Annotated in this window: 14 protein-coding genes and 1 tRNA gene; 6 read left to right on the forward strand and 9 right to left on the reverse strand. The window is 55.1% G+C overall.

What is annotated here, in order from left to right; genetic code table 11:
- Window positions 1-49 precede the first annotated feature (49 nt).
- The 3 genes from cphA to rpsA all read right to left on the reverse strand — a co-directional run bounded on the left by cphA (window position 50) and on the right by rpsA (window position 5,524).
- Window positions 50-2,686, reverse strand: coding sequence for a cyanophycin synthetase (cphA, locus tag HMJ29_RS01670; RefSeq protein ID WP_171589857.1), 2,637 nt, complete (start codon window positions 2,684-2,686; stop codon window positions 50-52).
- A gap of 328 nt (window positions 2,687-3,014) precedes the next feature.
- Window positions 3,015-3,085 (reverse strand) — tRNA-Cys (locus tag HMJ29_RS01675).
- Between the two features lie 345 nt (window positions 3,086-3,430).
- Window positions 3,431-5,524, reverse strand: a complete 2,094-nt coding sequence (gene rpsA, locus HMJ29_RS01680) for a 30S ribosomal protein S1 (RefSeq protein ID WP_244678704.1) — start codon at window positions 5,522-5,524, stop codon at window positions 3,431-3,433.
- Between the two features lie 265 nt (window positions 5,525-5,789).
- Between rpsA and HMJ29_RS01685 the strand changes: the two genes are divergently transcribed.
- Together HMJ29_RS01685 and HMJ29_RS01690 are read left to right on the forward strand one after the other, a co-directional pair.
- Entirely contained in the window at window positions 5,790-6,698 is a 909-nt protein-coding gene (locus tag HMJ29_RS01685) for a hypothetical protein (RefSeq protein WP_171589858.1), read from the forward strand.
- A gap of 225 nt (window positions 6,699-6,923) precedes the next feature.
- Entirely contained in the window at window positions 6,924-7,445 is a 522-nt protein-coding gene (locus HMJ29_RS01690) for a hypothetical protein (protein WP_171589859.1), read from the forward strand.
- Between the two features lie 71 nt (window positions 7,446-7,516).
- On the opposite strand, the gene HMJ29_RS01695 is transcribed toward HMJ29_RS01690, so the two are convergent.
- The gene (locus tag HMJ29_RS01695) at window positions 7,517-8,581 is read right to left on the reverse strand and encodes a fatty acid desaturase family protein (RefSeq protein WP_171589860.1); all 1,065 of its coding nucleotides are present in this window, start codon (window positions 8,579-8,581) and stop codon (window positions 7,517-7,519) included.
- A 276-nt stretch (window positions 8,582-8,857) separates the two neighbouring features.
- Window positions 8,858-10,126: a DUF3298 and DUF4163 domain-containing protein gene (locus tag HMJ29_RS01700; protein WP_171589861.1), complete on the reverse strand. Its 1,269-nt coding sequence runs from the start codon at window positions 10,124-10,126 to the stop codon at window positions 8,858-8,860.
- Between the two features lie 126 nt (window positions 10,127-10,252).
- Here HMJ29_RS01700 and HMJ29_RS01705 point away from each other — a divergent pair, with 126 nt between their 5' ends.
- Window positions 10,253-11,119, forward strand: a complete 867-nt coding sequence (locus HMJ29_RS01705) for an alpha/beta fold hydrolase (RefSeq protein ID WP_171589862.1) — start codon at window positions 10,253-10,255, stop codon at window positions 11,117-11,119.
- A 117-nt stretch (window positions 11,120-11,236) separates the two neighbouring features.
- On the opposite strand, the gene HMJ29_RS01710 is transcribed toward HMJ29_RS01705, so the two are convergent.
- The 4 genes from HMJ29_RS01710 to tsaD form a co-directional block, all read right to left on the reverse strand.
- Window positions 11,237-11,728, reverse strand: a complete 492-nt coding sequence (locus HMJ29_RS01710; protein WP_171589863.1) for an HNH endonuclease — start codon at window positions 11,726-11,728, stop codon at window positions 11,237-11,239.
- 152 nt (window positions 11,729-11,880) lie between these two features.
- A complete protein-coding gene (locus HMJ29_RS01715; protein WP_244678705.1) occupies window positions 11,881-12,687 on the reverse strand; it encodes a C40 family peptidase in 807 nt (268 codons plus the stop codon).
- A 164-nt stretch (window positions 12,688-12,851) separates the two neighbouring features.
- Window positions 12,852-13,325 carry an SsrA-binding protein SmpB gene (gene smpB, locus HMJ29_RS01720; protein WP_135531848.1) on the reverse strand — a complete coding sequence of 158 codons (474 nt, stop codon included), beginning with the start codon at window positions 13,323-13,325 and terminating at the stop codon, window positions 12,852-12,854.
- A 231-nt stretch (window positions 13,326-13,556) separates the two neighbouring features.
- Entirely contained in the window at window positions 13,557-14,567 is a 1,011-nt protein-coding gene (gene tsaD / locus HMJ29_RS01725; protein WP_171589864.1) for a tRNA (adenosine(37)-N6)-threonylcarbamoyltransferase complex transferase subunit TsaD, read from the reverse strand.
- Window positions 14,568-14,835: 268 nt separating this feature from the next.
- On the opposite strand from tsaD, the gene HMJ29_RS01730 reads away from it, so the two are divergent.
- The 3 genes from HMJ29_RS01730 to HMJ29_RS01740 all read left to right on the forward strand — a co-directional run bounded on the left by HMJ29_RS01730 (window position 14,836) and on the right by HMJ29_RS01740 (window position 20,765).
- Complete coding sequence (locus HMJ29_RS01730; RefSeq protein WP_171589865.1) at window positions 14,836-19,410, forward strand: translocation/assembly module TamB domain-containing protein; 4,575 nt, start codon at window positions 14,836-14,838, stop codon at window positions 19,408-19,410.
- 90 nt (window positions 19,411-19,500) lie between these two features.
- Window positions 19,501-20,394, forward strand: coding sequence for a cell division protein FtsX (locus HMJ29_RS01735; RefSeq protein WP_171589866.1), 894 nt, complete (start codon window positions 19,501-19,503; stop codon window positions 20,392-20,394).
- Between the two features lie 62 nt (window positions 20,395-20,456).
- Entirely contained in the window at window positions 20,457-20,765 is a 309-nt protein-coding gene (locus HMJ29_RS01740) for a DUF3098 domain-containing protein (RefSeq protein WP_171589867.1), read from the forward strand.
- Window positions 20,766-20,941 lie beyond the last annotated feature (176 nt).

The raw sequence follows: 20,941 nt of genomic DNA on the forward strand, positions 1-20,941 counted from the left end.
AAGGCCACCCAGTTGGGTGGCCTTCTTTATGTGCTGGTATGTGGGTAATTTATACTGCTGCCTTCAGCTTGGCTTCATACGCTTCCAGCTTCTCAATAGTGGCTTGAATGTTCTCAGTGAACAGCACAATCACGGAGCCGGGCTGGGCCGTGTTCAGCACATGATCAATGGCTTCCATCTCGTTTTCAATGTACGTGATGGGCAGCTCGGGGGCGTCAAGGCGCAGGCCCCGCATCATGATTTCCTTGAGCTGCTCGGCGGTTTTTCCGCGCAGGTCGCGGTCTTGGCGTAGCACCACTTCATCGAACATCTTACCGGCAATTCTAGCAAAGCCGAGTGTGTCTTCGTCGCGCCGGTCGCCAAGGCCAGAAACCACGCCAACCTTACGTGTGGCTTCCGTAGCATTCAGGAACTCCGCGAACTTCCCTACTCCGTGCGTATTGTGGGCGTAGTCGACTATGACCTCAAAGTCGGGGAACTGGTAGGTGTTCATGCGGCCGGGCATCTTTGCCGCCGATGGCACGAAGGTGCGCAGAGCCAGCTTAATTTGCTCTTTATCGAACCCATAGCAATAACAAGCCAACGCTGCCGCCAAGGAGTTCTCGATGTTGAAAGTAGCCCGCCCCCCGAACGTAATGGGGAAAGCAGTAGCGTGGTCGATGCGGAGCTTATAGCTGTTCTTGTAGATGGTGATGTAACCTTCTTCATATACCGCAGCCAGGCCGCCATGCTCAATGTGCTCCCGAATGCGTGGGTTGTGCTCGTTCATGCTAAACAGGGCCACATTGCACTCTACCTTCTCGCGCATAGCATACACGAGGTCGTCGTCGGCGTTGAGCACCGCATACCCGTCTTTACGCACCGTCCGCGGCAGTACGCCTTTTACAGTGGCCATTTCTTCCACGGTGTAAATGTCGCGGAGGCCTAGGTGGTCGGCGGCCACGTTTGTAACCACAGCCACATCGCAGGTATGAAAGCCCAACCCCGAGCGGAGCATGCCACCCCGGGCGGTTTCTAGCACCGCAAAGTTTACCGTGGGGTCTTTGAGCACAAACTCGGCGCTTTGCCCACCCGTGCAGTCGCCGCTTTGCAGCTGCACCCCCTGAATGTAGATACCGTTGGTGGTGGTATAGCCTACTTTATGGCCTGCCGCTGCTACCACATGCGCAATCAATTGGGTAGTGGTGGTCTTGCCGTTAGTGCCCGTTACGGCCATAATGGGAATGCGAGCCGTGCTGCCGCGCGGGAAAAGCATATCCACCACGGGTGCCGCCACGTTACGGGGTAGGCCCTCCGTCGGCGAAATGTGCATCCGGAAACCGGGGGCTGCGTTTACCTCAATTACCGCGCCCCGGGTTTCATTTAGCGGCACGGCAATATCATTGGTCAGCAAGTCAATGCCACAGATATCGAGGCCAATGATACCGGCTACTCGCTCAGCTAGCAGCACGTTATAGGGGTGTACTAGGTCAGTTACATCGGTGGCAGTGCCGCCGGTGCTGATGTTGGCCGTACTCTTGAGGTACACTTCCTGGCCCTCTGGCAGTACTGAATCGAGCGTGAGATCATGCGTTTTCAGGATATCCAGGGTGTGTTGGTCGGCCTTGATGCTGGTTAGCACCTTCTCGTGGCCTACGCCCCGGCGCGGGTCCTTGTTTACTTCGTTGATCAGCTCCTGAATGGTGCTGGTACCGTTGCCTTTCACGGCCGCTGGCGTGCGCTTGGCCGCTGCAATGAGCTTCCCATCCACTACCAGCATCCGGTAGTCGTGGCCCTCAATAAAGCGTTCTACTATCACTGCCCGGGAGTATACCTGAGCCGCTTTCAACCCTTCTACCGCTCCTTCCCAGTCCCGAATGCAGATAGTAGCCCCTTTGCCATGGTTTCCATCCAGTGGCTTGGTCACAATGGGAAAACCCAACTCCTCAATGGCATCGCGCAGGCCATCCTCAGAGTACACCGTAGTACCACTCGGCACTGGCACCCCCGAGTCTCGGAGCATTGCCTTTGTTCGGTTCTTGTTACCAGCTACCTCCACCCCGGCGTGTGAGGTGTAGCTGGTGGTGGTAGCCCAAATGCGCTTCTGGTTAACCCCGTAGCCTAGCTGAATGATGTTGCTGTTCTTAAGCTGGATGTAGGGAATGTTACGCGAGGCTGCCTCCGATACAATGCTCCAGGTGCTGGGCCCAAAGAACTCCTCTTCCCGAATCTCGTGCAGCTCATCAACAATAGGCTTAATAGTCACTGAGCGCTGGTGGCACAAATCGTCGATTACCTGTACGGCGGCCTCAGCGGCCATTCGGCCGGCCCGCTCCTCCTGGTAGGCAAACACCACAAACTCCACGCCCTCCTGGTGCGCCGGATACGACTTGCCCCAGTGCACGGGCATACCAGCCGTGCGCTGTAATGCCAGGGCTGTTTGCATAATTACGTGGCCTAGGGGCTCTCCATCGGTCAGCTGCTCCTGAGTGAGCGGCGGGTTCTTCTGCGCCGATTTGCCCGCATCCATAGGTTGGGGCTGCGCCAACTCCGGCAGCAAGCTTGGTAGTTGCTCCGCTAATGCGGGAACTGTATTCGACCACGCGTCGGCCAAGTCCTGCATGTCGACTTTCATTACGATGAGCTTGAAATGCTTAACGGACCAGTAGCTGGGTCCGCGCATCGTGCGGAGGTCAATAATCTTCATGGATGATGAACGGGAAAGAGGTAGTTGCGTGCGCGCTCTTACGCAGAAATGGAATGTAGGGATAATACCGCAAGAAAGCCTTTTTCCCTCTGCTTTGGCTATTAAATGATACCCGGGTCATTCTCAGACCCCAAGGATTTGCAAAAGCATATCCCTTCCAGATAATTTTCCGTTTTAGGCGTCTCCTGTCGGTAAGAGCTATCTATACCAAATTAAGGAGGGCCAGGCCAGGCGTTGTGGGTGGGCAGGGCCCAAAACGCAAAAACCCCGGTCGGGGCTAATCGACCGGGGCACACAAAGCGTACTCAGAAAACAGGAATTGTAAGAGAGGTGACGAGCGGATTCGAACCGCTGTAGGAGGTTTTGCAGACCTCTACCTAGCCACTCGGTCACGTCACCAGTGGTTTTGAGGATGCAAACATACGCCTTAATCTGACTTTTGCCAAAGCATAGGCCAGTTTTTCGCTTTGCCTAACGGTAAGTAGTTGGGCATGTGCAGGAAATTTTGTGCGCTCTGGTAGCTCTACACGTTGGGTACTGGCCTAGCGGCCCTGAGAAACATTGGGTATTCAGGTTCCGGTGGCCTAGGCGGCTATCAATCTCTTTGGGCTTTCTGTATACGGAATATTTAGTACCCAGATAGCACTGAACTACGAGCCTATGCAGTAAGGCACCCTATAGGCTAGAAAACAAAAAAGGCCCCGGATTTCTCCGGGGCCTTCCTTGCTAAAGAGCGAGAGAAGCTTAGGCTTTCTCGTCTTCTTTCTTGTCAGCAGCTTCGTCGTTGCCGAGAGCGTGCTTCACGCTATCAACTACGTCGCCGGCAACTTCCTTAGCTTTGTCCAGGATTTCGGAGTGCGAAGCAGCCTCTACTGCGTCACCTACTACTTCCTTGGCCTTGTCTAGGGCAGCCGAAGCAGCACCGGTTACGGCAGCCAGAATACCACCTTCAGCGGGAGCTTCTTCCGTGGCCGGAGCCTCAGCAGGAGCAGCCTTCGAAGAAAGCTTCTGCTCGCCAGCCTGACGCTCGCTACCCATCATCTTGTCGCGCAGGGCGGACAGAGCATCCAGGTCACCGAGAGTAGACTTTTCAGCAGCTTGTGGCTTCTTCAGGTCGCTGATTTTGCCTTCGCCCTGTGCAGGAGCAGCAGCACCGCCGGCGGGCTTCTTCTTAGCGAACTTCGAGTTGCGGGAATCTTCTTCCTGCGCCTGGTTGAACACGGCAGTGTGCGACAGCACGATGCGACGGTCATCCTTCGAGAATTCAACTACGCGGAAGTCCAGCGATTCGCCGTTCTCAGCATTGCTGCCATCTTCCTTCACCAGCGACTTGGGGTACGCGAAGCCCTCGATGCCATAAGGCAACTCGAGCACTGCACCACGGTCGTTTTTCTCGGTGATGGTAGCCTTGTGCACCGAGCCAGGAGTGAATACCGTCTGGAACGTATCCCAGGGGTTTTCTTCCAGCTGCTTGTGGCCCAGGGCCAGACGACGGTTAGCAACATCCAGCTCCAGAACCACCACGTCCAGACGATCACCTACCTTCACTACTTCCGAAGGATGCTTGATCTTCTTGGTCCACGACAGGTCCGAAACGTGTACGAGGCCGTCCACACCTTCTTCCAGCTCAACGAACAGGCCGAAGTTGGTCAGGTTGCGCACCAGACCGTTGTGGTTGGTACCTACTGCGTACTTCGTAGCGAAGTCGCCGCGGGTCCATGGATCTTCGCTCAGTTGCTTGATGCCTAGGCTCATCTTGCGGTCTTCGCGGTCGAGGGTCAGGATCTGAGCCTCTACTACGTCGCCCTGCTTGATGAAGTCCTGCGGGTTACGCAGGTGCTGGCTCCAGCTCATTTCTGAAACGTGGATCAGGCCTTCTACGCCGGGGATGATTTCCATGAACGCGCCATAGTCGGCAACGTTCACGATGCGGCCTTTCACTTTCGAGCCTACGCCCATGTCGGCAGGCAGCGAATCCCATGGGTGAGGAGTCAGCTGCTTCAGGCCGAGGCTGATACGCTTCTTGGCTTCGTCGAAGTCCAGAACTACGATGTTCAGCTTCTGGTCGAGCTGCAGTACTTCGCTCGGGTGAGCGATGCGGCCCCACGAGATGTCGGTGATGTGCAGCAGACCGTCTACGCCACCGAGGTCGATGAACACACCGAAGTTGGTCATGTTCTTGATAACGCCCTCGAGGATCTGGCCTTTCTCCAGGTTGTTGAGGATGGCTTCGCGCTGCTTCTCGAGGTCTTTCTCGATCAGGACTTTGTGCGAAACTACCACGTTGTCGAAAGCGGCGTTAATTTTCACCACTTTCACTTCCATGCGACGACCAACATAGATGTCGAAGTCACGGATAGGCTTCACATCAATCTGCGAGCCGGGCAGGAAGGCCTCAACGCCGTCCAGATCCATGATCAGACCACCTTTGGTACGACGCTTCACCACGCCTTCCAGCACGGTGTCGTTTTCCAGGGCGTCATAGATAGCCTTCCAAGCCTGCTTGATCTTCGCCTTCTTGCGCGACAGGATCAGCTGACCGTTAGCATCTTCTTGGTCTTCGATGAAAACCTCTACCTGGTCACCGATTTTGAGGTCGGTCAGGTCGCGGAATTCAGTGATAGACACCAGACCATCGGATTTGAAGCCGATGTTCAGGATTACATCGCGGTCGGTGATGCCTACCACGGTGCCTTTTACTACTTCTTCTTCCTGTACCGTCGTGAGGGTCTCACCGTACATCTGTTCCATCTCGGCGCGCTGCTCAGCGGTGTAGTTACCACCGAAGCTGTTGGCTCCAACGTTGTCCCAGTCGAAGTTGTCTACTAACTCTGCCATTAGTTTGCTTATAGCCCTGCTCTACACGTCCGGCTCAGGGCCAACTCCGGAACGCGTTTTTACTTGATACACAGCGCCAAAGCACCGGCCCGCCACCCTGGCGGGGGCGCAAAGATACGGAAGTTTGAGGAGAAATATCACACCGCACCCTCATCACAACAATATCTTAAACAATTGCCATGTCACAAATAAGGCAATTGTTTCCTAGTGCTCCGTCACAACAATATTTACATTAGTATATACAAGCTAACTCAAATTAAGCATCATGAAAAGACTCTTTCTAGCCCTATCCATAGGATTGCTGGGTACAATCGGCTTCAATTCCTGTAATCACCCTGAACAAAACCCAAAACCACAATCTACTTTACAACAAGCGTATCCGGTCCCTACCATATTGCATGGAGCAACTCTAAATGGAATTGCTGTACCAGATGGCACTAAAACAAGTGTCGAGAACAATGGCAAAACTGTTCGATTAATTTATCCAGCTGGAATACGCTTTGTTACTTCACAAGACTATGATACAGACCCAAGTGCTAATCTCCTCGATGACGGAGGAGGTTCTACTTACACCTGCACAGGTGCATGCACGAGTGGTTGTGATGTTTTTTATGTGCAAGGTTCTTTTGCTTGTAGCCAATGTTCAAATGGAAGTGCTTGTACTGGTAAAGCGTCTTTAACCGTTGAACCAGGTGGATTTATTGATACTCAAGCTGGAATTTCTTTCATTAGAGATAAAGCACAACTAAAAGAGTTGCGTTCCAAGAATATTCAATCTCCTAATGACTTGTTTCAGTTTAAGTACATACAGCGAGCTATGCGTGAACTCAACATAAAAGTTCATGGTGTAGCTGATCCAACCAAGCAAATTGCTAACCATCCGAATAACTATAAACATGTAGTAGTAAATATCTTTGGCGCTTTAGCGGATTATGCTGTTCCTAATACATACGTAATTAGCGAATCGAAGCGCCTAAGTACTTTGGGTGGCTCACTCAGCGCAAAATCTACCATACCCTCTTCTCCGAGCCAATATTTTCTGCTTGCTGATGAAGAGAGCGGTTTTAGCTGTAGTTGTTCCTCAGGGGGCAGTGGTTGCACCGCTGAGTCTGGCATAGGATACAAGAAATGTAATTCAGGTGCCTGTGTTTCCTGCTCCATGTCTGTGGGATAAATCTCGCATTAGTTAACATAAAAGGGCCGGCACTCATTGTTCTCTGAGTACCGGCCCTTTTATGTTAACTAATGCGAGACCATATATAACTGAATGAGTAGATACAGCGCCGCAAACATTATCATGTTTATACTTTATTATAAACTTATCATTTAATCTATCTGACCTATTCTCCGTATTGCCGATTATCCTCACCTCACCCATTGCCATTCAAACACCTGCTTCATGACCCGATTAGAGATTATCAGAAAGACCAGCGTTGCCTACAAGGAAATCCTCAGCAAGATTGAAACCAGGAGAGCTACCTGGAAGAACGATACTCGGAACATGCTTTTGGAGCAGTTGAACGAGGTGCAGCGGGAAGTGAACCTGAATTGGTACGTGGATACTGATAATTATCTGGAGAATCGGGAGGTGATATTTCTGTCATTTAACTCCTCTCCCAGCGGTATCAAAACAGTGTTGCACGACGAGCAACAACATGAGACCGACTTCCGCCACTATGTAAAGAAAGGCGGCGCCCTGCTCTACTCCCAGCTATCCGACTCCAGGGTGTACGTGACCATTCAGTATCCCGAGATTCTGGAACTCAAAGACTGCGGAGAGCCTAAGTACCTCGACAGCTTTGAACCGGAGGAGCTAACCGCCGACATCATCCTGCATCATGTACAGGAGTTCCTGGAGGAAATGATCAACTGGGAGCAAAACGTACGAGACATTCCGGGATTCCGGGTTATTACTAACTAGTCAGCCTATATAGAAAAGCCCCGCACTGTTAGCAGTGCGGGGCTTTTTCATTGCTAGTGGCCTAGCAGTTACTATTTGCGGCCTAGCTCCCGCAGGTGGGCTACGTGGGAAGCCACGGCGTAGCGCATCTTGGGGTATTCGTTGTAGGTGATGTTGAACTCCTCGCACACCTGACGGATGATCTTGTTCAGGGCGGGGTAATGCACGTGCGAGATGTTGGGGAACAGGTGGTGCTCAACCTGGAAGTTCAGGCCGCCCACCAGCCAGCTGATGATCTTGCTATCGGTAGCGAAGTTGGCGGTGGTTTTGATCTGGTGGATAGCCCACTCGTCCTCAATCTTGTTGGTGGTAGCGTGAGGCACTACAAAGTTGGTATGCTCCACGGTGTGCGCCAGCTGGAACACAATGCTCAGCGTAAAGCCGGCCACGGCCATAAACACCAAGAAGCCTACCAGCCAGCTCACGAAGCCTACCATATAAATAGGCAGGGCCACGAACAGGCCTAGGTGCAAGACCTTAAAGCCCCAGAACACCCCTTGGTCAGAGGCCGACATTTTCTTGATGGCCATATCGCCAATTTTGCCCCGGAAGTATTTCTGGTAATCCATGTAGAAAATCCAGGCGATGAAGAGCAGGGCGTAGAAGAACCAGAAGTACAGGTGCTGAAAGCGGTGGAGCTTGCGGCGGGGCTGCTCGGGGCTCAGGCGCAGCCAGGGCTGCGCATCCAAGTCGTCGTCCACACCTTCCACGTTGGTGTACATGTGGTGGATGAGGTTGTGCTTCATGTTCCACATGAAGGAGTTGCCACCCATTACGTTGAGCGTGAAGGCGGCAAATTGATTGATCCACTTGGACTTGCTGAACGAGCCGTGGGCACCGTCGTGCATAACGTTGAAGCCAATGGCCGCCCCGATACCGCCTAGCAGAGCGCTTTCCAGGATACCTAGCCACACGGTTGGCGTCCAGAACACTAAGTGCAGGTATACTGCCACGAAGGAAGCAGTCAGCAGAATAGCTTTAAATAACAGAGTTTTACCGCCGGTAGTTGATTTACCTGCCTCGGCGAAGTAGGCGTTGGTCCGGCGTTTGAGCTCCTGATGAAAGGAGCGCGAAGCCGAGAATTTGGGTGCTTGCATGGGGTGGTGAAAAGAAGTCAACTGTAAAGATACCGCTTCTCTTACCGTTGAACTTGTTGAGCCCTGAAAGGGCGATATTTTGTACGTAGGCCAGGTTGTTGTACCTATCCTAAGTGCCTGATAGCATCAGGTACATTTACTTACGTAACCCAATCAGTATTAGGATGTGTGAACAGCAAACATACCTTGGTACTACTGAGTGCGATTGCGCAACTAAGCGTACTCCATTTTAAATATCACCCTAAGTGGTATAGTGTACCCGCCCACTTTATGTTGCTACTTACGCACTACCTCAACCCCATTGGCTACCGGTAAGCCGGGTTGCAAGAGTGGTTGTAGTGCCGAGAAGGGCATAAATACCCTGATTTCACCTTGAGCGTACGAAGCCACCTCGTAGGGCGCATACACAAACACAGCTCCGCCACTGGTTAGGTACACGTTGTGCGTAGCGGGCAGTGTATTCTTAAATAGAGAATTGGAGAGCGGTTGGCCCGGCTTCAGACCTAGCACTGGTTTGGCGTACTGGCCTAGCAACCGCTCCAGAGCCATCTCTGAGCCGGGCCGGAATATATCGGTATAGTGCAGGGCACGGCCGGTGCGGGTGTCATAGCTGCGGACGGTGGTGCCGTAGTTGCCATGCGCGCCGCCGCTATAATCGAAGGTGAAGTACCCGATGCTGAGTAGGTTGCCTTGGTTCCAGAGCACGTACGTGTCGGCTTCGGTTTCGTAGTTCAGGGTGGCAGCGGGGCGGTAGCTGCTGCTGGTATCGGCTAGGGCTGCTTCTACCAATGGCCCTACCTCTTGTTGGTAGTCTTTTAGCTCATTGCGCTTTTGCTGCCATACTGCTTCTAGCGTTGGGGCGGGCTTGGTTTCTAGGGTATCACCGCGCAAGCCACGCAGCAGGTTTTGTTGAAGGGTTTGCCGGGCAGTTCCTCCCTGAGGCAACAGAGCGTGCAGCCGGGTGCGGCCAAAAATAGAATCCTCCGGATGGTTGGGGCGGGCGGGCACAGAATCGGCGAAGGTGCGGGTGACAAACCGAATGCCCCTAGCGGGCTGCACAAGGCGCAGTTGCACTGGCCGCCCATTTTGGGTACCCACGAGCATGGTGCCTGTGCGCTGCAGTCGCCAGACTGGGCCTTCCTGGCTATCTTCTCCCGTGGGCATTCCAATGGTGCGCAACGTGATGCTATCTGGAGCGCTAGAGCTTAGGGTGCCGCTTACCTCGTGTGGCTGGCCATCGGCGGCGGCGTAAAATCCCCAGAGGCGGGCCTCGGTGAAGTCGCCGTGATTTTTGCCGAAGCTCTGCAGGTGCAGCGAGATACTATCAGATGAGCCAGGTAGCAGCGCTCGGTACTGCCGGTACCACGCTCCCTCCGAGTCAGTGGGGGTAGCAGTAGGTTGCTTTTCAGTAATGGTAGCGGCGGTGGTGGAGGCAGTGGAACTGCCAGAATCAGACTGGCAAGCCGTTAGTAACAGGCCCAGGCCACCGATTGCTGCCAGGCTTTTGGCAGCAGCTAACGTCAGAATGCGGGATTGATAGCTCATCCGGTCAAAGGAAGACGATTAAACACAGCTGTACAACTTATTGGCTTTGGCTCATCAATAGAAAAGGCCTAACGTATGTACCTACCGTCTTATTTACTGTTCTTCTACACTTTCAAAACTACTCTTATGAGCTACATCAAAGCAGGTACCGATGCCAACGGCAACGACGTAAAACTCCATTACATTGATCAGGGCGAGGGCAACCCCATTGTGCTAATTCATGGTTGGCCCGCCAGCTACGAAATGTGGGAATATCAACTGGCTGAACTACCCAAGCATGGCCACCGCGTAGTGGCCTACACCCGTCGGGGGTTCGGTAACTCATCTAAAACCTGGGAGGGCAACGAGTACGACACGTTAGCCGACGACCTGAAAGCAGTGCTTGACACGCTGGATCTGCAGAACGTAACGCTGGTGGGTTTCTCAATGGGGGGCGGCGAAGTAGCCCGCTACATGAGCCGCCACGGTGGCGCCCGCGTTAGCAAAGTAGCCTTTGTCTCGGCCGTAACGCCCTTCTTGCTGAAAACCGACAACAACCCCGACGGCGCCGACAAAGAGGTGTTCGATAAAATGGTGGAAGGCATCAACAAAGACCGCTTCGATTTCTTACAGACATTCGGCAAGCAGTTCTTCGGGGTGGGCGTTATCAGCCACCCCGTAAGCCAGGCCACGCTAGACTGGATGCAGTCGATGTGCCAACTGGCCTCGCCCCGCGCCACCGAGCAAGGAGTGTACGCCTTTGCCGCCACCGACTTCCGCCAAGACCTGGCTGCCATTCAGGTGCCCACGCTGGTCATCCATGGCGGCAGCGATGATACCGTGCCCGCTAAAGTAAGTGGGGAACGAATGACGCAATTTGTACCGCACGCTCAGTTTGTGGAGTACAGCGGAGCGCCGCATGGCTTGTTTATTACGGAGAAAGATCGTCTTAACCGCGACCTGCTCGTGTTTGCGAGCGGTGGCGAAGTAGAACACACTGCCGACAGGTACTAGGCCTACACAGGCCACTCTACAGCACAGAATACCTATAGTAAAAAAGCGCCCCTGGCATAGGCCAGGGGCGCTTTTTTAGGTTCATAAAAAAACCGACCAGCCCGGAGGCGGTCGGTTTTAGTGAAGATAGGCGTGCCAGTTTTGGTCGAGGGTGCCGGCGCTGAGTTTAAGGAAGCCCGTGAGAGTGGGTTTTTTGGGCTGCTGCCGAATGGTAAGTCCGGCTTCCTGCGGGGTTCTGTGGCCTTTGGCGTGGTTGCACCTGGAGCAGGCCGTGAGCAAGTTGCCCCAACTGGAGTCGCCGCCTCTACTCCTGGGCAGCACGTGGTCCAGGGTCAGGTTCTTGGTCGAGCCACAGTATTGGCACTCGAAATGGTCCCGCTTCATGATGTTGTGGCGGCTGAGGGCAATGCCTTTATAAGGCACGCGCACGTACCGCTGCAGCCGGATGATGCTGGGCTTCGGGAAAGCCTTGCTTACCGTACGCATTACGCCATCTGACTTTGCAATCAACTCCGCTTTTTCCAAAAACAGAAGCACGAAGGCTTTCTGTACACTACACAGCGTTATGGCGGTGTAGTCGCCGTTTAACACGAGCACTTTTTGATCCATATGCGCTAAAGAAAAAAGAATCTGGCCTGCCAGAAAGCTAGATGATTCTTAGCGCATTAACAAGTGCCAGAGGCGGTTGGTTGCTTGTTGTTGCGGGTTATTTAGTTGAATAACTCCACCACCAACAATTAGTGAGCTACACCCCACTTGCATCAATCATCGGAAAGAATTCGTTTGATAAGGCGCAGCTTATGCGAGTACTTCTTCCGGTCGCGGTTATAGATACCGTTGTGGTCGAGGGGGTCGATGCGCACTTCACCGCTGGCGTGCAGAATCTGTTGATCTTCCAGCAGCACTCCCACGTGAATGATGCGCCCTTCGGCGTTATCGAAGAAGGCTAAGTCGCCGGGGCGGGTTTGCGCCACGAAATGCACTACCTGGCCTACGTTGATTTGCTGATGCGCATCGCGCGGGAGCTGTACCCCAATAAGGCCGTACAGCTGCTGCATAAGGCCTGAGCAGTCAATGCCGAACATGGTTTTGCCGCCCCATAGGTACGGTGCCTTCAGAAACGTGAGGGCCATTTTCTGCAGCAGGCGCAGGCGCTGGTCGGCGGGGCCATGGGGGCCGTGGCCGTTTTGCGGGTTGGTAGCGGCGCCGTTGTAAAACATTTGCTGCTCACCCAGGCGCAGGGTCATGCCATCAAAAAACGGCAGGCGGGCACCTAGGCTTACCGGAATGCGCGTTTTGGTATCACTTACCATCTGTACCACGTCCAGAGTGCGGGGGTGATCTTGGGCGAGCCAGGCCTGTAAATACTCGGGCGTAACGGGCGTGTGCTGTTTAATGTCAATCCAGCCCACGTACTGGTCGGCGGCGCTGCGCACCTGGCACCAGTTGCCTTGCACCAGCAAAATAGAATAGCACTCCCCGAAAATAAGCTGGGTAACAATTTCGGCCTTATCAGAAGGCTCAGCGCGTACCGGCACGACGCTCAGGGCGCAGATTCCGTGATTCAAAGGTGAAGTTGTGAAATGGTGAAGTTGCACCGCTCATTACTGCTCTACGTAACAGCGTAGCAGAGTTTTACTGGCAAAAACGGCTATCGGGCGAAATTCCTGCTTTAATCTGAGCCTACCAAGCCTGTTTCATAAATTCACTATCGCACAGGTTCGCCCTTTGTCTAATACTCCTTGGCCCGATCCATCTCGCGGCGCTGGTCTTTGGCTTTGATATCTTCGCGCTTGTCGAAAAGCTTCTTGCCTTTGGCCAGGGCAATTTCCAGCTTGGCAAACCCGCGCTCGTTTACAAACATGCGGAGCGGAATAATGGTGAGGCCTTGCTCCTGGTTTTTGTTAGCCAACTGCTTTAACTCGCGCTTGTTGAGCAGGAGCTTGCGGGCGCGCATGGGCTCGTGGTTGTTGTAGGTGCCCTCGGTATACTTGGCTATGGTGACATTATGTACCCACAGGCTGCCATCGGTATGGAAGGAACAGAAACCGTCCTGGATCTGCACGCTGCCTTCGCGAATGCTTTTAATTTCGGTGCCCTGGAGCATAATGCCGGCATCGTACTTCACAATGAAGGCGTATTCGTGGCTGGCGCGGCGGTTCAGAATATTAACGCGCTTAGGGGTATCGTCTTTTTGTTTGGCCATGAGAAAGTAGCCGCAGGAAAGGCGGCGTAAGCAAGGTTCGCAAATGCGGGCGGCAAGGTTGCGAATAATTCGGTTATGGTTACCTCACCCCCACCCCCTCTCCTCGAGGAGAGGGGTGCGTTATAGTGGCGATTATCAGTTAACAATGAGCGATGCAGAGAGCCATTGCCTATTCATTTCTAGCGTCTGGCACCCCTCTCCCCAAGGAGAGGGGCCGGGGGTGAGGTCCTGTTAGGCCAGTTTCAGGCGTGGGTCGGAGCTGACGAGCTGATCGGCGAAGTCACCGGCTTCGTACTGGAAGTGAGCCGTCATGGCCACCATGCCGGCATTGTCGGTGCAGAATTGGAAAGCGGGAATGAATACCTGCCAACCCTGGGTCACGGCCTCATCCTGAAGGGCCTGGCGTAGGCCACTATTGGCGGCTACGCCCCCAGCCAGCGCAATTTGCGTCAGGCCGTTGTCGGCGGCGGCGCGGCGTAGCTGGCGCAGCAGCGTCTGGATGATGGTGTACTGAATGCTGGCGCACAGGTCCGGCAGGTTCTCCTGGATGAAGTTGGGTTTTTGGGCAGTTTCCTTCTTCAGGAAATAAAGCACGGAGGTTTTCAGGCCGCTGAAGCTAAAGTCGTAGCCGGGCATGGCACCTACCGGGAAGGGGAAGCGCGTGGGGTTACCCGCGCGGGCCAGCTTATCAAGGTGCGGGCCGCCGGGGTACGGCAGGCCTAGCAGCTTAGCGGTTTTATCGAAAGCCTCGCCAGCAGCATCATCAATAGTCTGCCCGATAATCTCCATGTCCAGGGCGCTGCGCACAATTACCAGTTGGGTGTGCCCACCGCTCACGGTGAGACAGAGGAAGGGAAATACTGGCCTGGGCTCCTCAATGAAGTGGGCCAGAATGTGTGCCCGCATGTGGTTTACCGCAATCAGGGGCTTGCCGAGCGCCAGCGCCAGCGTTTTGGCAAACATACCACCTACTAACAGGGAACCAAGCAGGCCGGGGCCCTGGGTGAAGGCCACGGCGTCAAGGTCGCGTTTCTCGATACCCGCTTTTTGCAGCGCAGCATTTACCACCGGAATCAGGTGCTGCTGGTGGGCGCGCGAGGCCAGCTCAGGCACTACGCCGCCGTACTGCTCGTGCACCTGCTGGGTGGCCACTACGTTGGAGCGGATTTCGCCATTCACCATCACGGCCGCCGAGGTATCGTCACAGGAAGATTCAATGGCCAGGATAACGGGATGCTGCATAGAGGTGCGAGTAAAGTAAAGAAGTGGCCTACAACTGGCCCTGCATTTAAACTGAGCAAGTAGTTTTCTAACATTTAAACACCGGAAAACTGCTAGCTTGTTCGGCAAAGGTCGGGCAAAATGCTAAACCTTACTGCTTCGGCGTTGTCAAAGCTCAACCCCAAAGCAGTGCTGCCCGTTTCTTGCGGTGCGGAGGGCAGGCAACGGTCGGGGGTAACCCTGTATCTTTGCTCCGGCTGGCCTCCTGCCTCTCCCCTATTTGCTACCCGTGCCCCGTTTTATAACCGTCATCCTTAAGGTTCTGTTTGCGCTGCTACTGCTAGTGGTGCTGGCCGTGGTGGGTATGTTGGTGGCCTTACGTGTGCCCAGCGTGCAAACCAACCTGGCCCACCGGGCCGCGGCCATGCTCACGGACAAGCTAGGCCAGAAGGTACTGGTGGGGCGGGTAGATGTGCGCCCCTTCTCGCGGGTGCTGCTGGAGGGCGTGCAGGTGCTGGACCGCCGCGGCAACGAGCTGTTTAACATTGGGCGCGCCGATGCCGATATCCGGCTGTTTTCGGTGTTCGACCCCTCCCACCTGCACGTAGGTAAGCTCACGCTGGAAGAGCCGCGCTTTAACCTAGTCACCTACAAATCTAACCCCGACACTACCAACCTCACGGCGTTCATTACGGCTGTAAAGCGGCTAATTGGCCCCACTGACACTACTAAAGTCAGCAAGCCCTTTGACTTCAAAATTGAATCTATAGGCCTACGCAACGGCCGGTTTGTGCTAGACCGCCAGGACGTGCCCCGCATCCCGGAGTACGGCCGAACCATGGACTATGCCCATATGCGCCTCGACAGCATCTACGCCGATGCTGACCAGCTGTGGATTAAGGGTGATACCATTCACGCCAACATTCAGGGCCTGCGCACGGTAGATACTCCCTCTGGCACCCGGCTGCGGGAGCTTACCTCGAACATGACCTATGGCGACAAGTTCTGGGAGTTTGATAAGCTGATGCTGCGCGTGCAAAACAGCCAGCTCAGTAACTACCTCCGCTTCGAGTACGACCACTTTCTCAACTTCACCGACTTCAATGACTCAGTAAAAGTCATTGCCCGGCTGCAGCCCTCACGGGTGTACTCCGACGACATTGCCAAGTTTGCGCCCCAGCCTTTTGTGCGCGACCTCAACGAAACGGTGCTGCTTTCGGGGCAGGCCAAGGGCTACGTGCGAAACTTCACCACCAAAGGCCTCGATATTCGCTACGGCAAAAACAGCCGCATAAGGGGCGATATTAACGTGGAGGGGCTCCCCAATTTCAAGGAGAGCTTTATTGAAATGCGCCTGCAGCCCTCGGTGGTGGACGGGCGCGATATTCGGCGCTACATTCCGGCCTCGGGCTGGCCCTACGTGCAGCGCCTGGGCACCGTAAAGCTGAAAGGGCAGTTTCTGGGCTTTTATAATGACTTTGTGGCCAACGGCTCTTTCCAGACGGCCCTGGGCTCAGTGGTATCCGACGTTAACCTGAAGTTCAAGGACGACCCGCGCTACTCCAGCTACGAGGGCCAAGTGCGCACCACCGGCTTTCAGCTGGGCAAGCTGCTAGGCAATGAGCAACTGGTGCGCGATGTAACCATGAACGGCAAGGTAGAAGGCGTGGGCTTTGTGCCGGCCACGGCCCGCGTAACGGCCAATGCCACGGTGCAGAGCATCTGGCTGAACGGGTACCGCTACCGCAACATAACCACCAACGGCCGCTTCAGCCGTGAGTCGTTTACGGGTAAAATTGCCGCCAACGACCCTAATCTGCAGTTCGATGCTGATGGCACCATTGAGCTGAACAAGAGCAAACAGGCGTTTGACCTGCGCGCCCGGGTGCGACGGGCCAGCCTTAAAGCGCTAGGCCTTACGCAGCAAAATATAGTGGTGGCCACCACCGCCGATGTAAAGTTTCAGGGCCTGCGCCTGGATGAGCTGCTGGGCTACGCCCGCCTGCGCAACTCCCGCCTGACCTACAACGGCCGTGCTGTTGCCGTTGACACCCTGGATCTGGTGAGCCAGTATGGCAATGGGCAGCGCCGGCTCAATGTGCGCTCTGAGGTTCTCAACTTAAACCTGGTGGGCAACTTCACGCCCACTACCGTACTGCGCGACGTATCAACGCTACTCACGGAGTACCGGCTGAATTTTGAGAGCAACGACGCCGTAATTGCCAACTATTACCGCCGCAAGCGCCAGCAGGCCCTCCCCGACTACCAGATTTCCCTGAACCTGTACCTGAAGAAGCCCAACCCGGTGCTGCACCTGTTTATGCCGCAGCTTACGGTATCAGACTCCACAGTGATTGATGGCTCCTTCCGCAACGGCCAAACCTCGATTTTCCAGGTGGGAGGCCACGTGAATGCAGTGCGCTACGACAGTGTGCAGCTCGTTAACAACGACTTTGAATTCAATACCTCCAAGCTCCCGTACCAACCCGAAATTCTGGCGCAGGCCAACGTAACCTCAGAACGCCAGCGCGTACCTGGCCTAGGCGCTACTGAGAAGTTTTACGTGGAGGGTGTGTGGGACCAGGAAAAAATCAACTTCGCTACCTCCCTGGCCCAGACGGGCACCACTAACCGCGCCCAAATCAATGGCGCCCTGGTGTTCCTCGACGATGCCGTACGGGTGGTATTCCGGCGCTCGGGGGTGAATGTATTGGGCAAGGAATGGACAATTGCGCCGGATAACTCCCTGCTTATCTCAGGAGGCGGCAAGGAGTTTGACTTTCAGAACCTAACGCTGAGCAACGGCACCCAGAGCATTAGCGCCCAGGGGTTCATCTCCCAGAATGCCAACAAGCCGCTGGCCCTCACCGTGAAGGACTTTGAGCTCTCAACGCTCAACGGGCTCACGGGTCAGGAAAAATTTGCCGGCCGGGTAAATGCGCTGGGCACCATTAGTGGCGTGTACGATCAGCTCGTTATCAACTCTACCATTTCCGTCGACTCGTTGAAGATGGATGAGGTGCTGATTGGTGACGTGAAGGGCCGCGGCGACTGGAACAACCAAACCAGCCGCCTGGCGGTGAACCTTGATGTAGCCCGCGACCAGCAGCGCGTAGTACAAGTCACGGGCACCTTCGCCCCTGGCGAGGCAGAGCAGCAGCTTAACCTCACCGGAACCCTGGCCAATGCGCCGGTTAAACTGGCCCAGCCTTTTTTAAACACGCTATTCCGCGACCTGGGTGGCACGGCCCTGGGCACTTTGCGCCTTACGGGCCGCCTGAGCGCCCCCGTGCTTACTGGCAATATCGACGTAACGGATGGCCAGCTGACCTTTATTTACCTGGGCACTACCTACACCTTCTCTGATCGTATTCGATTCCTGGAAGACCGCATTGCCCTGCAGAACATTACCGTGCGCGACCCCCAGGGCAACACGGGCGTGGTAAATGGCAACATCTACGAGAAGGGGTTCCAGGATATGCGCCTGGAGTTGAACGCTTCCTTCCGGAAGCTGCAAGTGCTTAACACAACCCGCAAAGACAACGAGTTGTACTTCGGACAGGCCTACGCGACGGGCACCGCCCTCGTGCGTGGCCCCGCCGATAATCTGTTCATCAACGTAACGGCCCGCAGCGAAGCCGGCACGCGTATTTCCTTGCCCTTCGATAATGCCGCCAAGGCGGAGCAGGCCAGCTATATCAAGTTTGTGAACCGCAACCTGCCCGATACGGCCCGTACGAAAGAGGTGGCCGTTACCACTGCGCAAACGGATGTTTCGGGCATCCGGCTGAACATGAACCTGGATATTACCCCCGATGCCTACCTGGAAATGCTGCTTGATGAAAGCACCGGCGACATCATTCGGGGTACGGGCTCGGGCCAGCTCCGCCTGAACATTGATACCCGCGGCGACTTCAACATGTACGGGCAGGTGGAGATTGTGCGCGGGGCTTACAACTTCACGCTGCAGGGCCTGGTAAACAAGGAGTTTGTGGTGCGCCCCGGTGGTACCATTGCCTGGAACGGCGACCCGCTGGCCGGCGAAATGAACGTAACGGCTACGTATACCCAGCGCACTTCCCTGGCGCCGGTACTGGCAACCAGTACCTCAGTGGTACCCGTTACGGCCGTTATGAACTTAACGGGCCCCTTGCTGCAGCCCATTATCCGGCTAAACCTGGAGTTCAATGACATTCCCTCTTCGCTGGAAGGTGACCTGGCGCCCTTCCTTTCCGCTCTGCGTAACGATGAGCAGGAGCTGAACCGGCAGGTATTTAGTTTGGTGGTATTCCGCCAGCTTACGCCAGTGGGCTCCCTGGCCGTTACCCGGTTACAGGGCGAAAACAATGCTATTGGGAACAGCCTGGGCCAGATCATTTCAACCCAGCTAGGCCTCTTAACATCCCAGATTGACCCTAACCTGGAAATCAGCTTTAACCTGAATGGCCTGACCTCAGAACAGCTGCAGGCCCTACAGGTGCGCCTGAGCTACTCATTCCTCAACGGCCGCCTGCGCGTAACGCGGGAAGGGGGGTTCGGCAACAACACGCTGCCCACGGGCGGCACCGGTGGACAGCCCCTGCCCACGGCACAGTCTTCCCTCATCGGTGACCTGAGCCTGGAATACTACCTGCGGCCCGATGGTAAGTTCCGGGCAAAGCTGCGCTACGAAACCACGCCCCGCGACCTGGTAGCCCAGGCGCAGCTGGCTAACCAGGCTCGGGCGGGCCTCTCACTGCTGCACACTGAGCAGTTTGACTCCTTGCGGGAGCTATTTGCCCGCAAGCGCCTGCGCCGCCGCGACCAGAATGCCCGCAAGGCCCGGGAACTTCAGATTGAAGAAGATCCTCGTACTAGTATGTAATGGCGATGTTGTGCAGAGTGGGCTTGTGAACTGCTTCTTTCACAACTTTGCACCTCGCAACTTCGCGCTTCACACCTTCACCCTTCACTAATGTCTCAACCGCGCACGACTCGTAAGAAGAAGCTGGGTAGCTATCCGTACACTATGGTCGTGTTCAGCATTACGCTGGCGCTGCTGGTGATTGGGCTATTCGGGCTGCTACTGATTCACGCGCACAAGATGTCGAATCTGGTGAAGGAGAACCTGGAGATGCAGGTGTACCTGGAGCGGAACCTGCCGGAAACCCAGTTGCTTCGCCTGCAACAGGACTTTGCCCACAAGCCCTACATTGCCTACAAAAACGGGCAGGCGCAGGTGCGCTTCTTATCTAAGGAAGAAGGCGCCAAGCAGCTCATCGACCAGACCGGCGAAGATTTCCAGCGCTTCCTCGGCGACAACCCCTTGCGCGACGCTTACCTGCTCAAAATAAACTCTGAATACGGCGATGCCCAGAACCTGGCCCGCATAAAGCAAGAGCTAGGCCAGGAGCCGGGCGTGTTTGAGGTAGAGTACGTGGAGAGCCTGATTACCTCCGTGAATGAGAACCTGCGCAATGTGAGCCTGGTGCTACTAGGTTTTGCCGCCGTGCTCACGTTTGTGGTGGTAGTGCTCATCAACAATACCATTAAGCTGGCCATGTTCTCGCAACGCTTCCTGATCCGGTCTATGCAGCTGGTGGGCGCTACTCAGTCATTTATTCAGTGGCCGTTTTTGCGGCGGGCCGTTTGGCAGGGGCTTATGAGCGGTATTCTGGCGGGGCTGTTGCTGGTGGCGTTGCTGCAATATGCTTACCTGCAACTAGAAGAGCTGCGGCTGCTGCGTGATGAGCGCCTGATTGGGGCCTTACTGGCACTACTGGTGGTGCTGGGCATGGGCATCGGCTTTTTGAGCTCCTGGCGTGCCGTGCGCAAGTATTCGGGCATGTCACTTGACGACTTGTATTAATGAACTACCTAGTTGGTTGAATTTGCGCGCCACCTTCTGCCAACCCTTCTACCTTTGCAGTTATGGAACAGAATACTCCCCGCTTCGCCTTCGGGCCGCGTAACTACCGGCTAATGTTCATTGGCCTGGCAGTGCTGGCCGCTGGCTTTATCACCATGATGCTCGACTCGGCTGATTACGGTGAAGGTTTCCTGGGCATTACCCTCGGCCCTATTCTGCTGGCTATTGGCTTCGGCATTGAGTTTTGGGCCATCATGACCCGCGCGGACGGCACCGCTCCCGTAGCCCAGGATGCCGCCACCGTGAATACGGTGCCTTCCCAAACGGTCCCACCTACTGTGGCACCTGCCTCGCCTACTTATAAGCGCTAGGAAAATAGTATTCGAATACTCCCGGACGTCATGCTGAGCTTGCCGAAGCATCTCTCCCGCTGGCTAATCAAGAGAAATTAGCCAGCGGGAGAGATGCTTCGGCAAGCTCAGCATGACGTTCTGATGTAGTGATGCCGACCTATTTCTAGGCCACATCCAGGGTACTCGTCTCTCTT

Origin of the sequence: Hymenobacter taeanensis, from assembly GCF_013137895.1 — a bacterium.
Lineage (GTDB): Bacteria > Bacteroidota > Bacteroidia > Cytophagales > Hymenobacteraceae > Hymenobacter > Hymenobacter taeanensis.

Bases quoted from the DNA above. Each gene is read 5' to 3' on its own strand.
- HMJ29_RS01705 (WP_171589862.1), top strand. From the start codon at position 10,253: ATGAGCTACATCAAAGCAGGTACCGATGCCAACGGCAACGACGTAAAA.
- cphA (WP_171589857.1), bottom strand. From the start codon at position 2,686: ATGAAGATTATTGACCTCCGCACGATGCGCGGACCCAGCTACTGGTCC.
- HMJ29_RS01740 (WP_171589867.1), top strand. From the start codon at position 20,457: ATGGAACAGAATACTCCCCGCTTCGCCTTCGGGCCGCGTAACTACCGG.
- tsaD (WP_171589864.1), bottom strand. From the start codon at position 14,567: ATGCAGCATCCCGTTATCCTGGCCATTGAATCTTCCTGTGACGATACC.
- HMJ29_RS01690 (WP_171589859.1), top strand. From the start codon at position 6,924: ATGACCCGATTAGAGATTATCAGAAAGACCAGCGTTGCCTACAAGGAA.
- HMJ29_RS01735 (WP_171589866.1), top strand. From the start codon at position 19,501: ATGTCTCAACCGCGCACGACTCGTAAGAAGAAGCTGGGTAGCTATCCG.
- HMJ29_RS01700 (WP_171589861.1), bottom strand. From the start codon at position 10,126: ATGAGCTATCAATCCCGCATTCTGACGTTAGCTGCTGCCAAAAGCCTG.
- HMJ29_RS01685 (WP_171589858.1), top strand. From the start codon at position 5,790: ATGAAAAGACTCTTTCTAGCCCTATCCATAGGATTGCTGGGTACAATC.
- rpsA (WP_244678704.1), bottom strand. From the start codon at position 5,524: ATGGCAGAGTTAGTAGACAACTTCGACTGGGACAACGTTGGAGCCAAC.
- smpB (WP_135531848.1), bottom strand. From the start codon at position 13,325: ATGGCCAAACAAAAAGACGATACCCCTAAGCGCGTTAATATTCTGAAC.
- HMJ29_RS01710 (WP_171589863.1), bottom strand. From the start codon at position 11,728: ATGGATCAAAAAGTGCTCGTGTTAAACGGCGACTACACCGCCATAACG.
- HMJ29_RS01695 (WP_171589860.1), bottom strand. From the start codon at position 8,581: ATGCAAGCACCCAAATTCTCGGCTTCGCGCTCCTTTCATCAGGAGCTC.